At 43.0% G+C, this 25,411-nt stretch carries 23 protein-coding genes; 13 read left to right on the top strand and 10 right to left on the bottom strand.

Translation table 11 applies throughout. The annotated features are described in order from the left end of the window. Positions 1–42: 42 nt before the first annotated feature. From AC59IL_RS03905 to AC59IL_RS03885, 5 genes are all read left to right on the top strand, one after another. Positions 43–807: a thiazole synthase gene (locus tag AC59IL_RS03905; protein WP_496550772.1), complete on the top strand. Its 765-nt coding sequence runs from the start codon at positions 43–45 to the stop codon at positions 805–807. A 4-nt stretch (positions 808–811) separates the two neighbouring features. Beyond that, positions 812–1,921 (top strand): 2-iminoacetate synthase ThiH, encoded by a 1,110-nt coding sequence (gene thiH / locus AC59IL_RS03900; protein ID WP_496550771.1) that lies wholly within the window; start codon positions 812–814, stop codon positions 1,919–1,921. A 236-nt stretch (positions 1,922–2,157) separates the two neighbouring features. After that, positions 2,158–2,997, top strand: a complete 840-nt coding sequence (locus AC59IL_RS03895; protein WP_496550770.1) for a hypothetical protein — start codon at positions 2,158–2,160, stop codon at positions 2,995–2,997. A gap of 71 nt (positions 2,998–3,068) precedes the next feature. After that, positions 3,069–3,641, top strand: a complete 573-nt coding sequence (locus tag AC59IL_RS03890) for a flavodoxin domain-containing protein (protein ID WP_496550769.1) — start codon at positions 3,069–3,071, stop codon at positions 3,639–3,641. 201 nt (positions 3,642–3,842) lie between these two features. Continuing rightward, on the top strand, positions 3,843–4,193 hold the full coding sequence (locus tag AC59IL_RS03885) for an HPF/RaiA family ribosome-associated protein (RefSeq protein ID WP_496550768.1): 351 nt from the start codon (positions 3,843–3,845) through the stop codon (positions 4,191–4,193). 197 nt (positions 4,194–4,390) lie between these two features. On the opposite strand, the gene AC59IL_RS03880 is transcribed toward AC59IL_RS03885, so the two are convergent. Then, a complete protein-coding gene (locus AC59IL_RS03880; RefSeq protein ID WP_496550767.1) occupies positions 4,391–5,014 on the bottom strand; it encodes a phosphoribosyltransferase in 624 nt (207 codons plus the stop codon). A 165-nt stretch (positions 5,015–5,179) separates the two neighbouring features. Here AC59IL_RS03880 and AC59IL_RS03875 point away from each other — a divergent pair, with 165 nt between their 5' ends. After that, positions 5,180–6,520: an erythromycin esterase family protein gene (locus AC59IL_RS03875; protein WP_496550766.1), complete on the top strand. Its 1,341-nt coding sequence runs from the start codon at positions 5,180–5,182 to the stop codon at positions 6,518–6,520. A 24-nt stretch (positions 6,521–6,544) separates the two neighbouring features. Continuing rightward, positions 6,545–6,739: a hypothetical protein gene (locus AC59IL_RS03870; RefSeq protein ID WP_496550765.1), complete on the top strand. Its 195-nt coding sequence runs from the start codon at positions 6,545–6,547 to the stop codon at positions 6,737–6,739. Between the two features lie 49 nt (positions 6,740–6,788). Here AC59IL_RS03870 and AC59IL_RS03865 read toward each other — a convergent pair whose 3' ends face one another. Then, positions 6,789–7,211, bottom strand: a complete 423-nt coding sequence (locus AC59IL_RS03865) for a hypothetical protein (protein WP_496550764.1) — start codon at positions 7,209–7,211, stop codon at positions 6,789–6,791. 329 nt (positions 7,212–7,540) lie between these two features. Between AC59IL_RS03865 and AC59IL_RS03860 the strand changes: the two genes are divergently transcribed. From AC59IL_RS03860 to AC59IL_RS03850, 3 genes are all read left to right on the top strand, one after another. Continuing rightward, positions 7,541–8,641 carry a baeRF3 domain-containing protein gene (locus AC59IL_RS03860; protein ID WP_496550763.1) on the top strand — a complete coding sequence of 367 codons (1,101 nt, stop codon included), beginning with the start codon at positions 7,541–7,543 and terminating at the stop codon, positions 8,639–8,641. Between the two features lie 343 nt (positions 8,642–8,984). Beyond that, complete coding sequence (locus tag AC59IL_RS03855; RefSeq protein ID WP_496550762.1) at positions 8,985–9,683, top strand: hypothetical protein; 699 nt, start codon at positions 8,985–8,987, stop codon at positions 9,681–9,683. 2 nt (positions 9,684–9,685) lie between these two features. Continuing rightward, positions 9,686–10,765: a WD40/YVTN/BNR-like repeat-containing protein gene (locus AC59IL_RS03850; RefSeq protein ID WP_496550761.1), complete on the top strand. Its 1,080-nt coding sequence runs from the start codon at positions 9,686–9,688 to the stop codon at positions 10,763–10,765. 81 nt (positions 10,766–10,846) lie between these two features. On the opposite strand, the gene AC59IL_RS03845 is transcribed toward AC59IL_RS03850, so the two are convergent. Further along, the gene (locus tag AC59IL_RS03845) at positions 10,847–13,432 is read right to left on the bottom strand and encodes a cation-translocating P-type ATPase (protein ID WP_496550760.1); all 2,586 of its coding nucleotides are present in this window, start codon (positions 13,430–13,432) and stop codon (positions 10,847–10,849) included. Positions 13,433–13,762: 330 nt separating this feature from the next. On the opposite strand from AC59IL_RS03845, the gene AC59IL_RS03840 reads away from it, so the two are divergent. After that, complete coding sequence (locus AC59IL_RS03840; protein ID WP_496550759.1) at positions 13,763–16,213, top strand: glutaminase family protein; 2,451 nt, start codon at positions 13,763–13,765, stop codon at positions 16,211–16,213. Between the two features lie 37 nt (positions 16,214–16,250). On the opposite strand, the gene AC59IL_RS03835 is transcribed toward AC59IL_RS03840, so the two are convergent. Beyond that, positions 16,251–16,835, bottom strand: coding sequence for a hypothetical protein (locus AC59IL_RS03835; protein ID WP_496550758.1), 585 nt, complete (start codon positions 16,833–16,835; stop codon positions 16,251–16,253). Between the two features lie 126 nt (positions 16,836–16,961). Between AC59IL_RS03835 and AC59IL_RS03830 the strand changes: the two genes are divergently transcribed. Beyond that, on the top strand, positions 16,962–17,561 hold the full coding sequence (locus AC59IL_RS03830) for a protoglobin domain-containing protein (protein ID WP_496550757.1): 600 nt from the start codon (positions 16,962–16,964) through the stop codon (positions 17,559–17,561). 30 nt (positions 17,562–17,591) lie between these two features. Here AC59IL_RS03830 and AC59IL_RS03825 read toward each other — a convergent pair whose 3' ends face one another. From AC59IL_RS03825 to AC59IL_RS03815, 3 genes are all read right to left on the bottom strand, one after another. Next, positions 17,592–19,118 (bottom strand): hypothetical protein, encoded by a 1,527-nt coding sequence (locus tag AC59IL_RS03825; protein ID WP_496550756.1) that lies wholly within the window; start codon positions 19,116–19,118, stop codon positions 17,592–17,594. 130 nt (positions 19,119–19,248) lie between these two features. Further along, entirely contained in the window at positions 19,249–21,366 is a 2,118-nt protein-coding gene (locus AC59IL_RS03820; RefSeq protein ID WP_496550755.1) for a xanthine dehydrogenase family protein molybdopterin-binding subunit, read from the bottom strand. 160 nt (positions 21,367–21,526) lie between these two features. Continuing rightward, positions 21,527–21,994 carry a (2Fe-2S)-binding protein gene (locus AC59IL_RS03815; RefSeq protein ID WP_496550754.1) on the bottom strand — a complete coding sequence of 156 codons (468 nt, stop codon included), beginning with the start codon at positions 21,992–21,994 and terminating at the stop codon, positions 21,527–21,529. A 247-nt stretch (positions 21,995–22,241) separates the two neighbouring features. Between AC59IL_RS03815 and AC59IL_RS03810 the strand changes: the two genes are divergently transcribed. Continuing rightward, the gene (locus AC59IL_RS03810; protein WP_496550753.1) at positions 22,242–22,961 is read left to right on the top strand and encodes a hypothetical protein; all 720 of its coding nucleotides are present in this window, start codon (positions 22,242–22,244) and stop codon (positions 22,959–22,961) included. A gap of 184 nt (positions 22,962–23,145) precedes the next feature. Here the strand turns inward: AC59IL_RS03810 and AC59IL_RS03805 are convergent, their stop codons facing one another. The 3 genes from AC59IL_RS03805 to AC59IL_RS03795 all read right to left on the bottom strand — a co-directional run bounded on the left by AC59IL_RS03805 (position 23,146) and on the right by AC59IL_RS03795 (position 25,372). Next, positions 23,146–23,586, bottom strand: a complete 441-nt coding sequence (locus AC59IL_RS03805) for an SRPBCC domain-containing protein (RefSeq protein ID WP_496550752.1) — start codon at positions 23,584–23,586, stop codon at positions 23,146–23,148. 275 nt (positions 23,587–23,861) lie between these two features. After that, a complete protein-coding gene (locus tag AC59IL_RS03800) occupies positions 23,862–24,194 on the bottom strand; it encodes a YegP family protein (protein ID WP_496550751.1) in 333 nt (110 codons plus the stop codon). Between the two features lie 788 nt (positions 24,195–24,982). Further along, the gene (locus AC59IL_RS03795; protein WP_496550750.1) at positions 24,983–25,372 is read right to left on the bottom strand and encodes a DUF1801 domain-containing protein; all 390 of its coding nucleotides are present in this window, start codon (positions 25,370–25,372) and stop codon (positions 24,983–24,985) included. Positions 25,373–25,411: the final 39 nt, after the last annotated feature.

Raw genomic sequence — 25,411 nt, 5'->3', positions numbered from 1 at the left:
TAACTGGTAACAATTCATTCACCATTCACGAAATTGATACATATGCTAACAATTGCCGATAAAACATTTACCTCGCGTTTATTCACCGGTACCGGAAAATTCAGTTCTGCACCGGTCATGGAGGATGCGCTGCTTGCTTCGGGTTCTGAGCTGATTACCGTTGCATTAAAGCGGGTTGATATGAACAATCCGAACGACGATATCTTACGTCATTTGCAACACCCGCATATTAATCTGCTGCCCAATACATCGGGCGTGCGTAATGCCAAAGAAGCGGTATTTGCAGCGCAGCTGGCGCGGGAAGCTTTACAAACAAACTGGCTGAAGCTTGAAATACATCCCGATCCCAAATACCTGATGCCCGACCCGGTAGAAACCTTACGGGCAACCGAAGAACTGGTAAAGCTGGGTTTTGTGGTGTTGCCTTATATACATGCCGATCCGGTGTTGTGCAAACGGCTCGAAGAAGCAGGCGCTGCTGCGGTTATGCCGCTCGGTTCGCCCATAGGAAGCAATAAAGGATTAAAAACGATCGACTTTCTTGAAATTATAATCGAGCAAAGTAAAGTGCCAGTGGTGGTTGATGCCGGTATCGGCGCGCCTTCCGATGCCGCCAAAGCCATGGAGATAGGCGCCGATGCTGTATTGGTAAATACTGCCATCGCCGTAGCCGGGCAACCTGTAGCCATGGCAAGGGCTTTTAAACAGGCGGTAGAAGCCGGCCGAACAGCTTACGAAGCCCGCCTGGCAAAACCATTCGGCGTTGCAATAGCCAGTAGTCCGTTAACCGCCTTTTTAGATGAATAACAGTATGAGTAGTTTTATAAACATATTCGACCAATATAGCTGGAACGATATTAAAGAACGCATATACAGCAAAACGGCCACCGATGTGGAGGCTGCATTAACAAAGCCGGGAAGAACGCTGGAAGATTTTATGGCGTTGATTTCACCTGCTGCGGCAGCGTATCTTGAACCCATGGCGCAACTAAGTCAGCAGCTTACCCTGCAGCGCTTTGGCAAAACGATACAGTTATATGTACCCATGTACCTGTCGAACGAGTGCAATAACATTTGTACCTACTGCGGTTTTAGTTTAGATAACAAAGTACGTCGCCGTACATTAACGGCAACCGAAATACTACAGGAAGCCGAAGCCATTAAATCGATGGGGTATGAGCATGTGCTGCTGGTAACCGGCGAAGCGAATCATACGGTGCATATTCCGTATTTTAAAAATGCGTTGCAGCTGTTGCGTAAGCATTTTGCGCATATCTCCATGGAAGTGCAGCCACTCGATGAAGAAGATTACCGCGAACTTATTAGCGATGGTTTGCATACGGTGCTTGTATACCAGGAAACCTATCACCGCGAAGATTATAAAAAACATCATCCCAAAGGAAAAAAATCTAATTTTCAATACCGCATCGAAACGCCCGACCGGCTGGGCAGGGCAGGGGTGCATAAAATCGGTTTGGGAATACTGATAGGTCTTGAAGACTGGCGTACCGATTCATTTTTCACCGCATTGCATTTGCAATATCTTGAACGCACTTACTGGAAAACAAAATATAGTATTTCCTTTCCGCGTTTGCGTCCGTTTTCGGGAGGACTGGAACCTAAGGTCGACATGAAAGACCGCGAACTGGTTCAGCTCATATGTGCCTGGAGAATATTTAACCAGGAAGTAGAGTTGTCGCTGTCGACCCGCGAATTGCCAAAATTCAGGGACCATGTTATTCAGTTAGGCATTACGTCGATCAGCGCCGGATCAAAGACCAACCCCGGCGGTTACGCCGTAGAACCCGAATCGCTGGAACAATTTGAAATTGCCGACGAGCGCTCTCCCGCCGAAATGGCTCAGGTGATTGCCTCAAAAGGATATGAGGCTGTGTGGAAGGATTGGGATATAGCTTTATAAATTCCGAAATCGGAAGTCAGAAGTCGGATGTCCGAAGATAGCCATTGAAGGGGTAAAGAAATAGTCATGGGCCAGGCAAATCGGGTTCTTCAGACTTCTGACCTCAGACTTCTTATTTTCTCTCGCCACTCGCTATTGCCCTCGCTTCTTTGATAATAATCATCTCCCCGCCTAATAAGCGTCATATGTAAAGCAGGTTATCCAAAATAGCTTTGGATTACAAAATCATTTTCACCATGAAAAAGATCCTGCTTGCTATTGATGTGGCACAAACAGATGTACAAACATTAAACTTTGCCTGTTATATAGCTGCCCTGGCGCAATCATCTATCACCGGTGTTTTTCTCGAAAACTACGAAGAAACAGTTCCGGTAATAAAAACGGCTTTTGGTATGCCTTATGTTGAAACCATTTTAGCCAGTGATATGCCTGATTATGAAGTGCGCCATAAAAAACATGAGGAAAATATCCGCCAGTTTGAAAAAGTATGCGTAAGCCATGGCGTACGCTGCCAGATACATGTGAATGGCACCAGAACACCTGCCAAAACGATCATAGAAGAAAGCCGCTTTGCCGACCTGGTGATCGTACATGCCGAAACATCTTTCGAAAAGAAATTTGAAGGGGCGCCTACCAACTTTGTAAAGGAAGTGCTTGCCGGAGCTGAATGCCCGGTACTGGTGGCACCGCTTTCATTTACCGGTATCGATCAGATCGTATTTGCCTACGACGGCAGCCGGTCGAGTGTTTTTGCTATTAAACAATTCGCGTATTTGTTTCCCGAATTAACCGACAAAAAAGCGATCGTATTGCAGGTGAATAAAGAAGTTACCATGCCGCTTAAAGAAAAAGAAAAGATCGGCGATTTGCTTAAAATGCATTATTCGGGCATCGGCTTTCAGGTATTACAGGGCAAGGCATCGGATGAACTGTTTGGGTTCTTACTTGAAAAGAAAAATACACTCGTGGTTATGGGCGCCTTTGGTCGCGGCTGGTTGTCGGGCCTTATTCGTCCAAGCTCTGCCGGACTACTATTAAAAACCATGAACCTTCCTTTTTTTATCACGCATCATTGATCAGTGATGGTGAAACAGGTTGTGGTTAACCGTTGCACGAGCAATTATATAAGAAATAATAAAGCCTCTATATGAAAGGAATTATCATTTACAAAGGAAAATACGGCGCCACGCGGCAATATGCTGAGTGGATAGGCGATGAATTGCAATTGCCGGTTTATGCTCCCGATAGTTTACCTGCCGGTGAAATTGAAGCAAGTGATTTTTTAGTGATAGGTGCTTCGGTATATACCGGCAGACTGATGCTGAAAGAATGGCTGAATAAAAACGTTGCCCGTATAAAAAATAAAAAGCTGTTTTTATTTGTTGTATGCGGCACGCCGGCCGATAAAACCGAAGTGCTTGATCAGATCATACGATTGAACGTTCCGGCTGAAATACGAAACCAGTTTTCGGTTTTCTTCCTTCGTGGAAGAGTTGTAATGAAACAGCTTTCATGGACGCATAAGCTGTTGCTTGCCATTGCATCGCGTATTACAAAAGATGCTGATGAAAAGAAAAGGATGCAGGAAGGTTTTGATTTCGTTAAAAAAGAAAATGCAACGTCATTGATAAATTCGGTAAAAGCAATTTTTCCGAAAACCGAAAGGACCTGTAAACTGAAGTCGGAAGTCAGAAGCCGGATGTCCGAAGATAGCCATTGAAGGAGTAAAGAAATAGTCATGGGCCAGGCAAATCGGGCTCTTCAGACTGCTGACCCCGGACTTCTTCTTTCCTACTGGCTGCTTTTCATAACGTTATACTTTTTACAGGTAACAGTTAAGCCGGAGCCTACAGGTATTTAACATCCGGCGTTGCACGTATTATTGCATTTATAATCGTAACTTACAAGATATATATTTTTTATGCCATTCCGATTTGAATCAATGATTATTGAGATTCATGCCCCGCATTCGGAAGTAAATGAATCCATATTGAATCCTGTGAAAGAGAAAGTGCTGTCATTTTCTCATCTCATTAAGGATGTAGTAAAGGCCGAAATTGTACTGCGAGATGATGTCGCGGCTGCCACTGAAAAAAAGATTTGCGAAATCAGGCTCACGCTGTATGGCGATTCGTTGTTTGTACACCGGCGATCGAATAGTTTTGAAGAAAGTGCCTGGCTGGCTGTAACCGAGCTTGAAAAAGCAGTGCAGGAGCAGGCGAAGCTGCAGCAGGGGCTACCTGATCAAATTACCAGCACGGTGAAAGTTTAGCCAATAAGCAATAGTCAATAGACAATAAGCAATAGACAATAGTCAATAGGCAATAGGCGATAGACAATTCAATAGGCAATAAGCAATAGACAAGAGACAATAGGCAAAATAAGAGTGAGCTATAGGGAATCGATCAATATATAAAATGCGGGTTCCTTTGCCAATTGCTAATTGCTTCAGGTTTCCTTGCAAATTGCCTATTGCAAATTGCCCATTGATTCAAGAATGTGCATCACTTCTTCATCGGTTACCTGCGTAAAGTTTTCATAAAATTCACCTACAGCACGAAAATGCGGCGGGGTTAGTACACTTATAAACTCATCAGCCGCTTCACTTAACATTTTTGCTGCCTGTCGCGATGCAACAGGCACCGCCACCACAACTTTTTCGGGCGATTCGTTTTGTATCATTTCTACCGTACTTAACATGGTATGCCCCGTAGCAATGCCATCATCGATAATAATTACTGTTTTATCTTTTACATACGCCGGTTGCCTGTTTCCCATAAATCTTTTGTACATCTGCTGTAGCTGCCAGCGAATGTGCTCGGTTTCTTTGTCGATATATTGTTGCGGCACGTGTGCATCAGGCGCTATAAAACGCCCTGTAAGACTTACAGCGCCAATGGCATATTCTTTATGCAAAGGGTGACCGATTTTTTTGGAAAGGATGATCTCTAATGGCAGGTATAAAATTTTTGCTACCGGAAAAGCAACCGGCACGCCGCCCCTTGGCACAGCCATTACTATTGCATTAGCGTTTTTATAATGAAGCAGGTGTTGGGCCAGCGCCAAACCTGCATCGATCCGATCCTGAAACATAATGAGGTTTTTAAATTGGTCAATGGTGAATGGTCAATGGTCAATCGTCAATCGGCAATCGTCAATCAGCAATTGGCAACGGGTTCTTCTGACTTCCGACATCAGACTTCCGATTTCAGCTCAGGCACAAATATTGGGTTGCTTTAAGTATTCACCTATAGAATCATGCCACATTATTTTACCAGCGAGCCTACCTTGAATGAGCAGGAGGCTATTCAAATCATTAGTAAACAAAGCCATCCGCTTACAAATGCTAATGACCTCGACCTGTTGCTCAGCCGCATTGGCGATGCCCGCATTGTAATGCTGGGCGAAGCATCGCACGGAAACCATGAATATTATACATGGCGCAGCGTAATAAGTCAACGTTTGATACAGAAAAAGGGTTTCAGCTTTGTGGCCGTTGAGGGCGACTGGCCCGATTGCTATCGCCTGAACCGGTATATAAAGGGATATGATGGGTCGCTACACAACGCACTGGCAGTAATAAAAGCCTTTAAACGGTGGCCAACATGGATGTGGGCCAATTGGGAAATGGTGGCCTTTGGCGAATGGCTGCGCAATTATAATAAAGGCCAGCAGCCCGGTGATCGTGTAGGTTTTTACGGACTGGATGTTTACAGCCTGTGGGAGTCGATGGAATCTGTTATGCAATACCTGCAGCGGGTTGATAAGGCAGCACTAAAAAAAGCGATGGAAGCCTTTATTTGCTTTGAGCCGTTCAGGCATGATGAGGGCAGGGGATATGCCCGTGCTGCTGCCTCGCAGTTTGTTCCTGAATTGTGTGAAAATGAAGTGGTTGACATGTTACAGGAAATACAGCGCAGAATGCCTCAATACGATTCGGATGAAGAAAATGTATTCAGTGCTGAACAGAATGCCCTGATAGCCGTTAATGCCGAAAAATATTATCGTGCCATGATCAAAGGCGGATCACATTCGTGGAATATTCGCGACCGTCATATGAACGATACGCTGGAACGGCTTTTGCATTTCCATGGGGCTGATGCTAAAGCTATTGTGTGGGCCCATAATACGCATGTGGGCGATGCAAGGGCTACCGATATGACCGACGAAGGCATGTACAATATTGGTGAACTGGCCCGTATTAAAAATCACGAAACAGGGGTTGTGCTGGTGGGTTTTGGGTCGTACGAAGGCAGCGTTATTGCCGGCAGCAGCTGGGGCGCACCTATGAAGCGTATAACGGTGCCGCCCGCTCAAAAAGGAAGCTGGGAACATTTACTGCACCAGGCCGGCGCCGGCAACAAACTGCTGATCATGGATGATTTTATGGATGATGTATTTATGGAGCACCACATCGGCCACCGGGCTATCGGTGTTGTATACCAGCCGAAGTTTGAACCTTATGGAAATTTTGTACCCAGTATTTTACCCATGCGCTACGATGCGTTCATTTATATAGATAAAACCACCGCTCTGCATCCGTTGCATATTCAGCCCGATGGGCATCTTGTTCCTGAAACCTATCCCTTTGGAGTTTAAAACAATCACATAAATGTAAATACCATGGCCAAAAAGAAAAATCCTGATAAACCGTCTGAAGTTCCTTCACCCGAAAATCCTGAAGTTACGCCTGAAACTGTTCCCGACAGGCCTACGCCTCCGTTCGAAGAGCCCGAAATCATTCCCGAAGAAGAACCCGGAGAAACATCGCCGGATGAAATTCCGGTGCCTGGTGACCCCGGGGAACCGAAGGAATAAGTAGTAAGTAGTAAGTAATAAGTTATAAGTAATAAGTAAAAAGCAAAAATTATTTGAAGAGTAATGTATAAAGCGAAGAATAACTTTCATCAAGTATACCGGTTAGGTATTTGGTTGTAGCCGGGTTTACTTTTTCGCCCTGTTCATTGAACAGGTATCTTAATGCAGAATAATAAGAGGTATTGTTATCAATGAATTTTATAAGAAGACTGTTGTTGTAATAAGCTGTTTTTACGCCAATGGAATCTTCGGTGAACGCATACCTGATTTTTACAATTTCTTTTTTGGATTTATTATAGAAGCATAAAGCTTTATAGTTCCCTGCTGAACACACGCCTGTAAAATTACGTTGTGCGATTCGCGGGTTTGCATCGATCTGCTGCGCTATGGAATCCAACCATTTTTTTTGCCAGTCCCAATCATCTTTCGAAATGTTCTGCGCCCTTGCAGCCGAAATGGCTGATAGCAGCATACATGGCAAGATAAGTATGCGAAACATAAAAAGGTTTGAGTATTCAATATACAAATTAAACAATGAAAGATTTGCTTATTTCCGGTAAGAGTTTGTTAGTAATGAGCAAATTATGACGCAATATTAAAAATGATAACGATAGCTGTAACCGTTAAAGAGCGCCGTTTGCCGTTTGCCGATTCACGGTTCACGTTTGTCGTTTCACGTTTCACGTTTTTATGAGCTGCATCAACTAAGCATGTGAGCAAAATCATAACGTATATGTGATGGGGGTCACAGGTATGGCCATTTTGGAAAGTTATTTTTGAAATACTAAAACAAAGCTAAATATGGTGCAAGTATTGAGTCATGAAGAGCAACAAATAGTAAATGTTATTAAATACCTGCCCGGTGTTTCGGTTATTATGCCGTTTGAGCCAAAGATGATGCTGAAAGGCGATCTTGAGCACAGGCTGAAGCTGGCTTATCAAAAGGTTGAAAAAGAATTAAGGGCCAATTACATCGAAGAAAAGGCCGAACCGGTTTTAGCAAAATTGCAGTCGCTGATATGGGGTCTCGATTATGGCACTTATAAAAAAAGCATAGGCATATTTGTTTCCCCGCTGGTTGAAAAAGTATATTATCTTGATATACCGGTACAAGAGAAGATCATTATTGATGAATCGTTCGAAATACGTGACCTGGTATACAGTAAAAAAGAGATACATAAGTACCTGGTGCTGGTATTAAGTGGTGAACGCAGCCGCATTTTCCTGGGTAATACCACGCAGTTTGTTCGCCTTGCCTCGAACATGCCGCATCATCTTGCTGCCTATAAAAATGATACACCTGAAAGAGTAGGAAATTTTTCAGACCCCGCACATCGCAAAGAAGTATTGCTCGATAAATTTCTGCGTCATGTCGATAGCGGGTTAGGAATTATTTTAAAAGCTTATTCATTGCCGTTATTTGTAATGGGCAACGACAGAACGCTGGGGCATTTTAAAAAAATTACCCATCACAAAAGATATGTAACAGATTATATACATGGCAATTATGAAGATGCCGGTGAAATGGCTGTTCGTCATGCTATAGCCCCGCATGTGGCCGACTGGAAAAAAGTAATACAAAACGACCTGTTGCTGAAACTGGATGCTGCTATGGGCGCCCATAAACTGGCTGTAGGTATACAGGATGTATGGAAAAATGCCTGTCGTGGAAAGGGCCGCTTACTGGTGGTAGAAAAAAATTATATGGTGGCGGCACGTCGTGGCACCGATGAAGAGCTGATTGAAGAAAACGAACTGGCCGTTACCGGTAACTCGTTATTTATAAAAGATGCGGTAGATGATGTAATAGAAAAAGTGCTGGCAAGCGGCGGTGATGTTGAATTTGTTGATGAAGGATTGCTGGATGATTATAACCGCATTGCTCTGATTGAGCATTATTAACTTTTTTTCATGTGATGTATGCGAATTGCTGATTAAATGTCGTTTATAGGGTGTGAACCTGGGTGCAGAGTGCTTGTTTTGTTCAGATAAAGGGTTCATACCCGATTAAACGGCATAATAATGACCAACATTAGCCGTTTAATTGATAATCAAGGCTTCACGCCTGCATATTGTTTCCCTTTCTTACTACCCATTACCCCTTGCTTACTGCCTGGTGGCTGGTGCCAATACCTCATTGCCGGCATCTTATTAAATAAAAACATTATGAATAAATAAATATCCTCAAAGCTTTTGATACAAAAACAATTATTTTAATTTTGTAGATAGTATCAAAAAGTATCCAATGAAGAGCCACATTAATCGGTACATCCTATGGGGATTGTCGCTGCTTATTATTCAACTATCTGCAAAGGCGCAAACCGCTCCGGCGCCACCACCTCCTCCAAAGGAAAAATTAGCTATTGATATCGATGCCGGTGTGGCATACCCTTTCGGTCAGGACTTAAATGCTGTATTTAAGGCTGGTGCTAATGCCACTATAGGTATTAAAAGAGCCTTTCTTAAAAAGAGAAGGTTATGGATACGACCCGAAGGAGGAATAAAGTACTACACTAAAAAAGCCGATCTGGGACAGGATATGCGCGAAACTTTTCGCAGCTGGAAGGCAGGGCTCGAGATCCAATACCGGGTTAAAGACTATAAGAAATTTTCATTCTTCCCCATACTTCGTGTTGACAATAACTGGTGTGCAAACCAGTTTTCAAACCATAGCAAGGATCAAACAACCGGAACCCGTCTCAATGAGGTTCCTGGCAATTATTTAGATGCAACCGGTATTTCATTCGATGCCGGCATTATGGTGGTGCGCTCAAAAAGTATATATGTAAAACTCGATTACGAATATTTTCAACCTACTTTAAAGGCAAGCCCCGATCTTATTAAAGCCCTTTATACCGAAGGTATTATTATGCCCGAAACCCGTAAACTGGATTGCAGCACAATAAACCTTAGTGTTGGCGTTAATCTGAATTTCAAACAATAACTATGAGAAAACCGTACTACCTGTTAATTTGCATAGCTATTGCCTTTGGTTGTGGCGATAAGGATAAATTTCTTTTTAGTCAGGCCGAAACCGATCTGGTGGTGAACCCTGAAACCAAAGTGCTGGTAAAAGGAGATACCTTAATGTATAGCCGTCTCGACAGCGGTAATATTATACATGGTTATACAAAAAATAAAGCCTTTACCACCTCTGATCAGTTTAAGACCTTTGATTATAAAAGCAGTACATTACCTACGAACATAACTCCCTTTGTTACTGATAAAAATATCATTATCACAGCATCTGGCGATGTATTGGCACCTGTGATACGACTTTCCACAGATTATGGTAACAGCTGGACTTCAACTACTCCAACACTTACGCCGGCTTTGTCTGGTACAGGATATTATTCAACCGAACTGGTTAGTGTAAATTATATCGCTGATACAGCGGTTATGATGATATTCAGCCAGAAATCGGTTTCAAGCGCCGATAAAAGAACCTTATACCGGGTGAATTTAAGTACCCAAACGGGAACCGTTGTAAGCAGTTTTTCAGATGCGTGGTTGCCGGCAGCTATGAAATTCGCCGATATTAAAACCGGCTGGATGTTGATGTACAACAGTGGTGCATATGGAACTACTTACATATCAAAAACGGTTGATAGCGGTAAAACATGGACCGCGCCGAAAATTATAGATTCAAAGCTCATGTCGAATATACAGGTTGCTGCCAATGGCGTTATATCTGCTTCTTATCCGTCGGGCAATGCAGCATTTTCATCTGATAGTGGCGTTACCTGGAAAAAACCAACGGGAGGCATACTCTTCACCTGTATACACCGGGTGAATGCCAACATCGTATATGGAATTTCAGACAGTGATTTAAAGAAGAGTACAGACGGTGGGTTAACCTGGGAAAATGTTCCCAACTCAGGGTATGAGTTCGTTAATATGAAAAACATTTATTTCCAGGACGAAGACAACGGATTGATGTATGCCGACCAAAAGCTGTTTATAACAGCCGATGGCGGTAAAAGCTGGAAAACACTGTTATACCCGTATTCCTATATCATCGAATAAAAAATAGTTCACAATAAGTAAAATGAGTCAAATAGGTCAACTACCTGTTTGACTCATTTTACTTTTTAACTTGTCAACTATTCAACTTGTCAACTTCTTTCTTCGTTTTTTAATATACTTCTCCAGCTCCACCGCATGAAAAGCAATGGCAGATACCAGCATACAAATGCCAAGTTCTTCAATGGTAAGCGGTGCCGTGTTAAATACCTTGTTCAAAAAAGGATGATAAATAATAGCAATCTGTAATAAAGTTGTAAGCAGTATGGCGCCAACCAGCGGACGATTGGTGAATACCCCCTGTTTATATACCATTATAAATTCATTACGCGACACCATGGCCTGCCCCAGTTGACTAAAACAAAGCACCGTAAATACCATTGTTTGCCAGTGTGCATCGCCGATATGAATGGCCCATGCCTGCATACACAGGGTAGCGGTGGCCATTAAAACACCCACCCATACGATAAAGTATCCTAAGCCCTGTGCAAAAATGCCTTCGCCCGGTTTGCGCGGCGGCCGCTGCATAATATCGGGGTCGGCCTGTTCATTGGCCAGCGCCAGTCCGGGTAAACTGTCGGTAACAAGATTGATCCACAAAATGTGAATAGGCAATAACGGAATGGGTAAACCGACGATAGGCGCCATAAAGATGGTTAGTATCTCTGCAAAGTTGCAGGCAAGCACATAACGAATAAAACGGCGTATGTTGTCGTAAATGCGGCGTCCTTCCTTTACTGCTTTTACAATGGTGGCAAAGTTGTCGTCGAGCAAAATCATATCGGCCGCTTCTTTCGAAACATCGGTGCCTGTAATACCCATGGCCACACCGATATTGGCGCGTTTCAGCGCCGGTGCATCATTTACACCATCGCCCGTCATGGCAACAAACTCATCTTTTTTTTGCAGGGCATTTACAATGCGCAATTTTTGTTCGGGCGATACACGGGCATATACTTTTATATGTGTCACCTGGAGCGCCAGCTCTTCATCCGATACATTGGCGAGTTCAGCACCGGTCATGAGTCTGTCGTTAGCTTGTTGCAGAATGCCCATGTCGCGGGCAATGGCTTTGGCGGTAACGGGATGATCGCCGGTAATAAGCACCGGAACAATACCGGCTGTTTTACATTCGGCAATTGCCTGCCGGGCCTCGGGTCGCGGCGGATCTATCATCCCGGCCATTCCGCAAAAATGCTGATCACTTTCAAGGCCGGCGTTTGCCTGTTTTGGAATTTCCTTTATCAGCTTGTAGGAGTAAGCAATTACACGCTGACCTTCTTCCGCCATTTTATTGGCTTCATCAGTATACAACTGCTGATTGGTGTCGGTACAAATCTTTAATACCGATTCAATGGCGCCTTTGGTGATCACCAGGTATTGATCGTTTACGGCATGTACGGTTGTCATCAGTTTGCGGTCTGAATCGAACGGCAATTCCTGTTTTCGCGGAAAGCTTTGTTCCCAGTTGTTATTATAATCGCTTTGTTCAACGGCATATTCTACCAGCGCTACTTCGGTGGGATCGCCTTTTCGTTTATTGCTTCCGTTATTTTCTTTATGCGCATCGTGGTTCAATGTCATGGCCAGCAGCAATAACTGTTCTTTGCTGATGTTGGGAACAGTAATGTCAATAGCTTCATGCTTCCAGATCCTTTGAACCGTCATTTGGTTTTGCGTAAGCGTACCTGTTTTGTCGGTACAGATATAAGTTACCGATCCCAGCGTTTCAACTGCCGGCAATTTGCGTATCAGGGCATTTTTGCGAGCCAGTTTTTTGCCGCCCATGGCCAATGCAATGGTGATCACTGCCGGTAATGCTTCGGGTATGGCCGCAACGGCCAGCGAAATAGCTGTGAGCAACATGGTTACAGGATCTTCGCCCCGCAACATGCCCACCACGTATAGAATAACGCAGATGGCAAGAACAACGAAAGATAATTTTTTACTGAAGTCGGTCAGTCTTTTTTGCAATGGGGTAACTGTTTCCTTTTCCTGCAGCATTTTTGCAATATGCCCTATTTCGGTATTCATGCCGGTAGCCACAACTATGCCGGTTCCGTTGCCTGCCGTTACCAGCGTACTTTTGTAAGCCATGTTGATGCGGTCGCCTAACGGTATATCGTCCTGTTCCTGTAAAATGTTGTTTGATTTATTTACAGCCTGCGATTCGCCGGTGAGCGAAGCTTCTTCAATTTTCAGCGCGTTGCTATGAATGATCCTGATATCGGCGGGCACCATGTCGCCGGCTTCGAGCAACACAATATCGCCCGGCACTATTTCTGCAGCCGGTATTTGATCAACCGAATTATTTCTTTTTATACGGGCAGCAGCAGCCGACATTTTCTTTAATGCATCAATTGCTTTTTCGGCCTTGTATTCCTGCACAAAACCAACAATGGCATTGATAATAATAATGATCAGTATTACGATAGTGTCTTTCAGATCGCCTGCAATACCTGAAACGATAGCAGCTGCTATCAGTATCAATATCATTATATCTTTAAACTGTAACAGAAAAAGCACCCAGGCAGGTTTTTTCTTTTTTTCCTGCAACTGGTTTGGTCCGTTCTGCTGAAGTCGTTTAGCAACTTCTTCGGCTGTTAAACCGGCTTCGCTGCTATTCAGTGCTTCAAAAACTTTTTCTATAGTTGATTTGTGCCAGATCATAAGAAAACCTTTGGTTTTAAAGGAGCATGGTTGAATCAATTAGCAATTGTCAATGGACAATTGGCAATTGAACCTGATCTTTGCAATTTGCTCATATATATATCAACCTGTTTTGCCAATTGCTAATTACCTTTTGCTAATTGTCTGTTGCTTGTTGCCAATTGGCTAAATGAAGTTCAGCAATTCAGGCTAAACCATTTTGCTTTTTTTACCGGTAGATTAATTTCTTTTTAATAAAGATTGTTTCTTTAAAGTCGAACATCTGTATTTATATTGCATGAACGAATGCAATTATTTGGCCTCAACCGACTTTAAACCATCTATCCGCATATGAAATATACTGTATTGCTGTCATGTTTATTGTTTTTTTCGTTTGTTGCCAAAACGCAACTGCAACAGTTGCCGGCCTATCCCTTAATAACACACGATCCATATTTCAGCATCTGGTCATTTACTGATGATATTACAGCCAGTTCAACCAAACACTGGACAGGCTTTGATCAGCCTTTGCTGGGCTGGCTGAAGGTAGATGGAAAAGTATATCGTTTTCTGGGAAAGGAAGATAAAGTTTATCAAACCATTGCGCCCACCACCGATGAAAGCAATTATTCAGTAAAGTATACCGAAACAGCACCCGAAACCGGCTGGAGTTCGGTTGCCTATAACGATAGTAAATGGGCCACGGGCGAAGCGCCCTTTGGGAATATGGATAATGCCAAAACAAAATGGGTTAGCAATAACCTGTGGGTTCGCAGAACGTTTACTGCACAACAAATACCGGCGGGGCCGCTTTTATTAAAGATCAATCACGATGATGATATAGAAGTGTATTTAAACGGCGAAAAAATATATTCGCTTACTGGTTGGGTTAATAAATTTATTTATGTGCCGGTTACAGAAGCCGTAAAGCAAAAAATGAAGAAAGGCAAAAACGTACTGGCCATTCATATTGCCAATACCAGGGGAGGGGCCTGGCTCGATGCAGGCCTGGTTGCAGAGCCGGTAAACAAACCCATGCAAAATGTAGCTGTTGCGCAGCAGCAGGATGTTACAGTTACTGCCACACAAACTGCTTATCGTTTCAGGTGCGGCCCGATGGATCTGAAGGTTACATTCACTTCACCGCTGCTGTTAAACGATCTGAAAGTGCTTACAAGGCCCATCTCATACATTTCGCTTCACCTGCAATCGAACGATAGCAAGGTGCATTCGGTGCAATCGTATGTAGGCGTATCGACCAATGTAGCCGTTGATAATACATCGCAGGTTGTTACGGCACGCAGGTATACGGCAGATGGTACAAACATTATAAAAGCGGGTACCCTTGAGCAACCGGTATTACAAAAAAAGGGCGATGACCGGCGTATCGACTGGGGCTATATGTATATGACCGCCCCGAACCAGCAATGGTTTGTTTCGCAACCGCATACTGCATTGGCCGATTTCATCAATAACAAAACCACTCCGCAGGATTCTTATACAGGCCGGCAACTGATATTGGGCGCGGTAATGCCGGCAGCAAAAATTGGCAATTCGCCTTTGGTAAATACTGTTCTGTTAGGGTATGATGATCAGTATTCAGTTCAGTATTTTCATCAAAACCTGCCGCCGTTATGGAAAGAACAGGGGCTTACTATAGAACAGCAACTGGCAAAAGCCGCTGCCGATTACAACAACATCATGCAACAATGCGATGCGTTTGATAAAAAAATGTACAATGATGCCAAAGCAGCCGGTGGCGAAACCTATGCAAAACTGTGTGTGGCCGCTTATCGCCAAAGCATTGCTGCTCATAAGGTATTGAAGAGTGCGCAGGGCGATATCCTGTTTTTATCGAAGGAAAATTTCAGCAATGGTTCTATCAATACGGTTGATGTTACCTATCCTTCGGCGCCGTTGTATTTGCTATACAATCCCGATTTGCTCAAAGGCATGCTGAATGGTATTTTTTATTATAGCGAAAGCGGTCAATGGACAAAACCTTTTGCCGCCCATGATTTAGGCACTTATCCCATTGCCAACGGACAAACCTATGGAGAAGATATGCCTGTTGAAGAATCGGGTAATATGATCATTCTTACGGCGGCCATTGCAAAGGCCGAAGGCAATGCGCTATATGCACAAAAACACTGGAAGTCGCTCAGCACCTGGGCGCAGTATTTAAGTAAAGAAGGGTTTGACCCCGCCAATCAGTTATGCACCGATGATTTTGCCGGTCATCTTGCGCGCAATGCCAATTTATCGGTAAAAGCAATTGTGGCGTTGGGTTGCTATGGTATGCTGGCGGGTATGCTGAACGAAAAAGATACTGCCGAAAAATACCGTGCCATGGCGCAGGCCATGGTACCTCGTTGGATGGAAATGGCCAATGATGGCGATCACTATGCGTTAACCTTCAGCAATAAAAATACCTGGAGCCAGAAGTATAACCTGGTGTGGGATAAAGTGCTGGGGCTGCATTTATTTCCCGGTGAAGTATATGAAAAAGAGATCAGTTATTACCTCACCAAACAAAACACGTTTGGTTTGCCTTTGGATAGTCGTAAAACCTATACCAAAAGCGATTGGATTTTATGGACGGCTGCCATGGCCGGAAAGCAAGCCGATTTTGAAGCATTGATCAGTCCGGTATATAAGTTTTTGACTCAAACGCCCGACCGTGTTCCTTTGAGCGACTGGCACGAAACTACCAATGGTAAGCAGGTAGGTTTTCAGGCGAGGAGTGTGGTTGGGGGGTATTTTATGAAGATGTTGTATGAGAAGCTGAAAGTAGTAAAGTAATAAGTAGTAAGTAATAAGATATAAGAATGAGCAGGTTTTACAGGAGCGCGGGATCGCCGATAAGGTCAGAATTCGGTTTGTAATGTTCAATGGCAGCGGATAACTTATAATTCGAAATGCTAAAATTGCTTAATTCGAATTCTTTTATTTCTCCGGTAGTCAGTAAGATAATAAAATAAGTTTTATTGTGTTTGGCGAGTTTCCGGGTCAATAAGTATGTTCCCATAATATCCGGCCAGGAGTATTTATAATTACTAATAAAAAGATGTTTGCTGTTTATGATTATATTGTAATTATATTTTTGAGACAAGAATGTATAATATATGTAGATAATAATAATTGTAAAAAATAGCGAAAGCCCCAGGCTTCCCGGCCCATGTAGTATTAAGTTAATTTCCCTCAGCCACATGTGTATTAAAAAGATCAGTACCGGCGTAACATAAATTTTATATAAGACAGAGGGGCGTATTACTTTTTCGTCTTTAAATTTATATTTCCAGGCTCCTGCTGCAATTATTTGTGTATCTGATATTACAGGATATTTATTAAAAATCTTATCTCCCCACGTCATTTGTTTTTCTTCATTTTTTATAAAATCCTGTATTAGCATCTCTTTGGTCATAACCCTTTAATTGCATCCTTAGGTCAATATTACATTGATTTACTTTTAATTGCAAGTAGTGGAAGAAATTCTACTGGTACAATTTTTTTAGCTTGTTAATTATAATATGTATAAAAACAATCGTTTATGCAAACCGAAGTAGAGCATATTGCTGGTTATGATTATGGCACGAAAGAGGTGGGTAAATCGCCGGTATCGATGGAAGAACTGGAGCTGATAAAACAAACGATTACGCTGGATTCGGAGGATATAAGGTATTTGCGCATGGCTGGTCAGGTGCTTGAACAACAAACTGAGTCGATAGTAAATACATGGCGCGGGGTAATTAGTTCTACACCTCATCTTGCCTTTTATTTTAAGGATGCTAACGGTAAACCCGATGAACAATATAAAACAAGGGTTAAAGAACGGTTTAAACAATGGATTGTGGATGTTTGCTGCAAGCCATATGATCAGAACTGGTTAAACTATCAGCATGAAATAGGGTTACGCCATACGCATGAAAAGAAAAATAAAACCGATGGCGCTGAAACAACTCCCCCGCATATACCTTTACGATACATTATTGCTTTTACAGCCGTGGTGAACGATACCATAAAATCATTTCTTACCAAAAATGGACATAGTTTGGGCGTAATAGAAAAAATGCATAAAGCATGGTGCAAGGCCGTGCTGTTACACGTTACTTTATGGACCCGCGCTTATTGTATTGAGAACCTGTGGTGAAATCTGAAATCTGAAGTCGGAAGTCTGAAGTCAGCAATCGGATTTCGTTGTTTTTTTAAATACACCAATTATATACTGCAGCAAAATAAAGGAAAACGCTGTGTATATTATCATGGGAAACAGCTGAAAGCGAAACACGATAGGTGCGGCATAAGCACTGAATAAAAAGTTGATTACCCAGAAAGCCCCAATGAGCAATACTGTGCGAAAAAGTGCAGGGGAAATGTTCGTTTTTTTGAACCGGGCCAATAATACAATAAACGACGCGCAAAAAACTATATTTATCAAAAAGAACAACCAGGGAATGGGTTGTAATAATTTGCCCTGCACATCTTTGTTAACACATGTTACGTTTTCGCTTTTATACTTGAACCATTTTACGGCAACTTCATCTACAGTGCTACGTCCTTCATTGTACGACAACAATGATTCAAGCGGTGGCGCAAAATATACTTTGGCATTGGGCCACATAAAATACTTTACAAATGCAAACGGATGTTGTTTTACCAGGGTTCTGCTGAACTTTGCATAAATGGGCGCTACGGCATGCCAAGCGCTGAAATATCCTTTGATCTTTTTTTGCGCCTGTAGTTGGTACATATATTTTTTTAACGGCGTTTCTTCCCCCCACAAAAAGGTAACGCCTGCAACCGGGTAAGGTCTTTTATCAGCCGGCAGGTTGTCGAAATATTGCTTAACAACCGTATTGAACTCAGCTACATCTGCCGATGCAAAATCAGCATTATGCACATCGATGTACGGATACATGTGTAATGCATTGTTGGCGGCCATCCAGCCGCTGAAAGCCGAAAATATGGCGGTGCCGGTTTCTTTTTTTGTAATGTGCTGTATGATCTTTATTTCAATTAACAGGGGCAAAATAGTCAGGGCAATGGCTGATAACCGGTATACCCATTGTTTGTTGCTGCTCAGAAAAAGCGCAAAGATCGAAATTACAGGAAGGTACAACGCTGCATACCGCAAATTGAAAATAAAGAACAATAAAAAGGTATGTTCAATGATGTGATGCCATTTGGGCCGATTAATGATCCATATTAATTCAGCGATCCATAATAAACTTAAGCCAACAAATAAGGCATCACTGCTGATGTAATTGCTGATGTATAATACCACCGGGTTAAATACCAGCGCCACCAGTAACAATATGCTGACTATTTTATTCAGATTGAAAAAATACCGTAACGTAAAGAAAAGAAATAAGGCGCCGGCCTGTATGGCGAGGAACTGAATATAAACAACAACGGTATCTGAAGTAGTGAGTGCATGAATTATTTCGAGGAAGCGGGAGTAACCAATAGGGCGAAAGCTAATTACTGCATGATCGGTAGCGGCATCTATGTAGGTATAGCTGTCGTTAAAATAATCGGCATACGGGTAACAGATCTTAAACAGAATGAATTGTATGGCAATACCTGCCAGCGCAATAGACAGGTAATTTTTATTGATCGCATTTTTAAATACGAAATGAAAAAAGGAATCGGTTCCCTGTTCCTGCAGCACAGATTGTTTTTTGGTACGTGATAACCAGTTGATCATAGCGGCTAAAATAGTAAGAAAGTCGGAAAAGTCCGAAAGTCAGTAAAGTCGGAAAGTCCGAAAGAAGCCTACCTAAGTATGTATTTCTTTCGGACTTTCGGTCTTCCGGACATCCGGACTTTTTTCGGACTTATTTAGAATTAAACGGCAGTTTTCGTATTCTTTTTCCGGTTGCCGCAAAAATCGCATTGCATACCGCCGCTGCGATAGGCGGTAAGCCAGGTTCGCCTAATCCGGTGGGCGCCTCGTTGGTTTCAATAAATTGCACCTGCACATCGGGCGGAGCATCCTGCATACGCATCAGGGTATAAGTATTAAAGTTCTTTTGTTGAACAGCTCCTTTATCGAAGGTTATTTCGGTAAACCATGCATGCCCCAGTCCGTCAACAATAGCGCCCTGTACCTGGTTTTCGGCGCCGCTCAGGTTTACTACCTGCCCGCAGTTAACGGCGCAATACACTTTATGAACTTTCGGTTTACCATTGACCATCGATATTTCTGCTACTTCAGCCACATAGGTGTTGAAAGAATAGTAAGCGGCAAATCCTTTAAATCGCCCCGGCGTTGTTTTGCCCCAGTTGCTCATTTTGGCAACGAGGTTAATGACGCTTTTGAATTTTTCAACATCATAACCCAGTTTGCCAACCGGATTGCTTTTGGCGCGGTCGAGCAGTTCGAGCCTGAATGCAAGAGGGTCTTTTTTCAGTTCATGCGCAATTTCATCGATAAAGCTTTGCTCGGCAAATGCCACGGCATTGTGCGTTGGGGCGCGCCATGGACCGGTTTGAATGTTGGAAGTAAGTCCGTGGCTATCGGTGCGATAATTGGCCAAAGCGCCAGCCGGAAAATTCTCTGCACTGGCAGCACGGTTCGAATTTAAAGCGGCGGCGATCAGGTACCAGCCATCCAGCTCATTGTTGTTGTTGATGGCAGCGCGATAGCGGTACATGCCACTGGGACGGTAAAAATCGCCCTGCATATCATCTTCGCGTGTCCATAACATTTGTATGGGCGCTTTGGCGGCTGCAGAAATTAATGCGGCTTCAACCGCATTATCGCTGCGCAACTTACGGCCAAAACCGCCACCCTGGCGGGGTATGCCCACCGTAATATTTTCTTCGGCAATATTCAAAGCTTTTGCAACATCGGTACGCACCTTGCCCGGCACCTGCGTGGGGCCGTACAAGTCGGCCTTGCCATCACGCACATCGGCAAAAAAGTTAATGGGTTCCATAGGCGCATGGCTCAGTATGGGCACCTCATAAATAGCTTCTATTACTTTTTTAGCATTGCTTAATGATTGTTCCACGTCACCATCGTTGCGGTCGGCCTTTTCGCTTTTTTGTTGTACCAGGTTTTTGTAGGCTTCAATGTGTTCATTGGTGCTTTCGAGTTTGCCGTCATCTTCCCATTCAACTTTCAAAGCATCGCGCCCTTTTTTGGCAGCCCACGTGTTGGTAGCCAGCACGGCAACCACATTGCCCGCCTGCACCACATTTTTAACACCAGGTATTTTGCGCGTTTCGGTATCGTCAAAAAATTTGAATTTTTTACCAAAGGCTGGCGGACGCGCTACCATGGTATAAAACATGCCATCGCGACGGGTATCGATACCAAACAAAGGCTTACCGGTGAGGATGTTTTTGTTGTCGATATTCCGGATGCGTTTTCCGATGATCTTAAAATCTTTCGGATCTTTTAATTTAATATTTTCAGGCACAGGCATGGTGGCCGATTTGGTGGCCAGATCGCCATAGCTCAGTTTTTTTCCGCTTGACTGATGAATCACCCAACCGTTTTCGGTGTAGCATTCCTGTTCAGGAACATTCCATGTTTGAGCGGCGGCTGCCACCAGCATATAACGGGCTGTAGCGCCTGCTTTGCGTATCGGTTCGTACCGGCTTCGGATAGCGCCGCTGCCACCCGCTACCTGGTTGCCATATTTGTCTTTATCGAGCATAGCCTGGTTAACCACAACTTTATTCCAGTCAACATCCAGCTCTTCGGCCAGTAGCATGGGCAGCGAAGTTTTTACACCCTGACCGATTTCAGGATTCGGTGCCATCAGGGTAACGATCCCTTTCGGGTCGATAGACAGATAAGCATTCGGCGAAAATACAGCTGCGGCTTCTACAGCTTCAGGGCCTGCATTCGCCAGCAACTCAAATCCGAAAAGCACGCCGCCACCGGCGAGCGTGCTTATTTTTAAAAAATGTCTGCGTGATATATGAGAAGGAACCTGTTTCATTTGAGATGGTTTTTGTGGTCAATGGTGAATAGTCAATGGTGAATAGTCAATGGTCAATGGTGAATAGTCAATAGTCAATAGGCAAAGCGCTCTGTTCCATTTAACTTTTCAACTTTGTCAACATGTTAACTTATCAACCTGTCAACTTACTACTTATTACTTACAACTTACTACTTGCTTTCTCTGCTGCCAAATGCACAGCTTTGCGTATACGCACATAAGTTCCGCAGCGACAGATATTGGTCATGGCAGCATTAATATCCTCATCGGTAGGGTGGGGCTTTCTTTTTAACAGCGCCACGGCGGCCATTACCTGACCGGCCTGGCAATAACCACATTGGGGAACATCCACTTCATCCCAGGCTTTTTGAACCGGGTGATCGCCGTTTTCGCTCAGTCCTTCGATGGTAGTGATTTTGTTGGTACCTACTGCCGATACGGGGTACGAACAGGAGCGAATGGCCGAATCGTTCATCAGCACTGTACAGGCGCCGCATTGAGCAATGCCGCAGCCGAACTTGGTGCCTACCAGGTTCAGCTCATCGCGCAATACCCAAAGAAGGGGCGTATCGGGTGATACATCAACCGTGTACTTTTTATTATTCACTATTAAATTAATAGAAGCCATGGTACTGGTTTTTGTTTTTAAACAGGAATCTCCCTGCGGAGACTGCATTAAAGTTAACAAAAATAGGGGTGTAGCGCTATTGTATTGTGAAGGATGGTTATATTAATGGAAAATCAGATAACAGAATTGAATTTTTGGGTAATTGGGTTGAATTTATTGAAAGGCTTTTTGTATTTTTCGCTGCTAAAAACCAATATTGAATATTAGCCGGAGTATGAATAAATGCCGGTTGTTAACCCTAAACCATATGCAAACGTTTAAAATTAGCCCCGAAAGTTTTGGTGGCATCAGAAAGAAAGCCCTGTTGAAAATGATCCCTGCTTTTTGTGGAATTATTGTATTTTCCATTGTTGTGAATTTCATAAATGGCAATGCGGATAAAGCAACAGATTTCAGCGACATCATTATTCCCATTCTTGTATCATTGACAATTTGTTCTTTTGGGTTATTACTCGGTTTTAGGCGGTATTTAAATCTGTTAAAGAGTTACACCATTGTTATCGATAACAGTACAATTACCCGCGAGCAAAAAAACACACCGGTTGTTTCGATCAGCTTCTTTGAGATTAAAGAAATAATAAAAAATGCCAATAATAGTTTCCTGATAAAAAGTAACAGACCAGGAAATATAATTGCGGTGCCGCCGCAAATTGAAAATTATAACGAGCTGGAACAATTACTTAATCAGATAATACCGGTTACCGAAAAAACAAAACAACCGCTGTATCAGAAATATTCAATTGTTTTTTCATTGGCAGGACTTGTCCTGATGCTGGTAATATATACTGTGCAAAATAAAATAATAATAGCTACAGGAGGCACCCTGTTAGTTGGATTTTTAGGATGGAGCCTCATACAGACGCAAAGAAGCAAGCAAATCGATAGTACAACAAAACGAAGTTCCTGGGTTGCGTTACTTGTTTTGGCGAGTGTTATTGGGGTGATGATTTTGAAGCTAACTGCATAGAGCAAAGCCGTGCCACGTTTCGAAACCGTGGCACGGCTTCACTAAAAGCATCGGGGATGTAAAAAAATACGCGGGGCTTGAGAATCGCTTAAAAGACTACCTGTCTCCATCAGGTACCCGAATAAAAAGAGGGTGTATCGGACTTTTGATACACCCTCGATGCTTTTATACTGATATAACAGTTTTAATTATGTTCTGCCAACTCCTTTATCTTTTGCAGTGCTATGGGGAAAGTGGCTGAAAAATAATCTTTAAACTCGTCGTTGATATCCATGTCAACAAGCAGTTCAGTTTTTCCATTCACGTTTTTCAACGTATAATTTTCGTGCGCACCAGCCCATTTTTTCACTTCATCACTTTCGGTATCTTCCATGCCATCTTTTACAACGCCGAGGTGTTCAAAGCTCATATATTCATTGGGAATGTTTTCGGCAATGGTAGATACCATACCCATGCCTCTGCCATCAAGAAATAAAACCTTACTGCCTTTTTTCCAATCGGTTTCGGCATGGGAACCGGATGAAAAGGGGGCAGTCCATTCGCGATAAGAAGCGTCTTCCCATAATACGTTCCATACTTTTTCGCGAGGCGCATCGATGGCGATTTTAAATTCCTGCTTTTCCATAACTTTTACATTTTACATTATTTAATTGGTTGATTTTTTAAATAGGAGGGTATGAACTCTGTATAAAGTTGGAGCTTTTTTGAGGTAACAAGCGGGTGCGGGTGTGACAATCTAAGGGGGTAAATGCGACAACAAATGGCTCTCGCCAAGCCCTTTAGAAGGGCAAAAAATAGCAGGTTCTTCCTTGCGGCTTAGGCCTTTGCGGAAAAGATTAACAGAAAATGCGACCCATTAGCAAATGAGTCGCATTGCATTATAAGTACGCGTTTTCCTTCTCAGAATGTTGAGTCGTAAATAATGGCTTTGGGCGCCAGCGATTTTACAAACACGATACCATTATTACGGCTGGCCTCGGTTTCATACATTTTGCTAACGGCGATTGTTTGGCCGTTGGCAGCTTCAAGAGTAAAGAAGTACTTTCCATTGGTAGCCGTTCTGCGGTCGTACTTGTCATCCTCGGTAGCATGTTGCATAACCGTTTCAATTACATGGCGGCAGTTTGATTTCGACGAAAAGCCATCGCCTGTTAAAAGGATTTCCTCATTTCCGGTTTTTAAATTGAACTGATATTCACCGGTAATCCGTTTGCTGATTACAAATTTTTCCATACGCAATTGTGGTTTTTGGTTACAAGCGTTATTTACGCAGACTAACTATAACGCATATATACTAATATACGTAAATTGTTTTGGATTTTTCAGGGATTTTGGCAGTCGGGGATAAGTTTTGATTATGGTCAAGAATGTTGTGGATAGGAGGCGGGATTCTAAAGGATCAGGCTGATTAAAAGCATTTGCATGGTGACTTTTTACTTTTGTAGGAGAGATGATATCGGCTGTAAGTGAATTGAGGTCGTGTGTAAGGGAACTTATCCCGGCTGCAGGTGAACTTTTTAATTTGTAAGGGAAATGGCACCCTTTGCAAGGGAAATGCTACCCTCTGCAGGCGGACTTATTAAGTCTGTAAGGGAGCTTGCCTCAGCTGTAATGGGACTAATGTCGTTTGTAAGGGAAATGAGGCTGGTTGTAAGGGAACTGTTGACGTCTGTAAGGAGACTTTCTCAGCTGCAGGTGAACTTTTTACGTTTGCAGGCAAATGATTCCGTCTGTAAGCGAACTTTTTATGTCCGCAAGCGAACTAATTGGCTTTGTAAGGGAACTTTTTTCGTTTGCAGGAAAATGATGAGTCTGCAAGGGAACTTTTTGGCTTTGCAAGCATGTTTTTATGGCTTGCAGGCCTGCAGACGGCATTTGTTACCTGTTGACCCAAAAAGTTCCATTGTTTTAGCTGTTAGTTCCCTTGCGGAAGCAACAACTTCCCATGATGGACCTGCTATTTCCCTTACAGGAGGTGTTAGTTCCCTTGCAGAAGCAAAAACTTCGGTTTCCCTGAGGTTTCATTTGTAAAGCGCAATCACCTCTTTCAATATTCCATTGATCATTTTCACCGGAATATCTTTCTCCGGATCGATCAGCAGAATTTTCATCCTGGCCCTTTTTTCAATAATTAAATCGGGATGGTTGATTTGTTTTCCTTCAACAATGCCTAAATAGGGCTGGTGGTGTTTTTTATGAACCCATAAATAGCAGGCCATTTTTCCCTGAATGCAATAAAATGGCATACCGTATTTCCAGGATTCGGTAATATCATTATCAAGTGTAAGTATATGCGCTCTTAAAAACTGCAGGCAGCTTTTATTAGGTTCCTCCTGCTGTAAAAACCAGTTGTCGATGGGGCGAAGCATGGTTGAAGATAAAAAAGAAAAGTTTCCATCCGTCAATATCATTCAGGCCATTTTTAATAATCACATCATTGTACAGCAATA

The organism is Niastella sp. sgz303648 (assembly GCF_059587045.1).
This window is presented reverse-complemented; position numbering and strand designations above follow the sequence as displayed.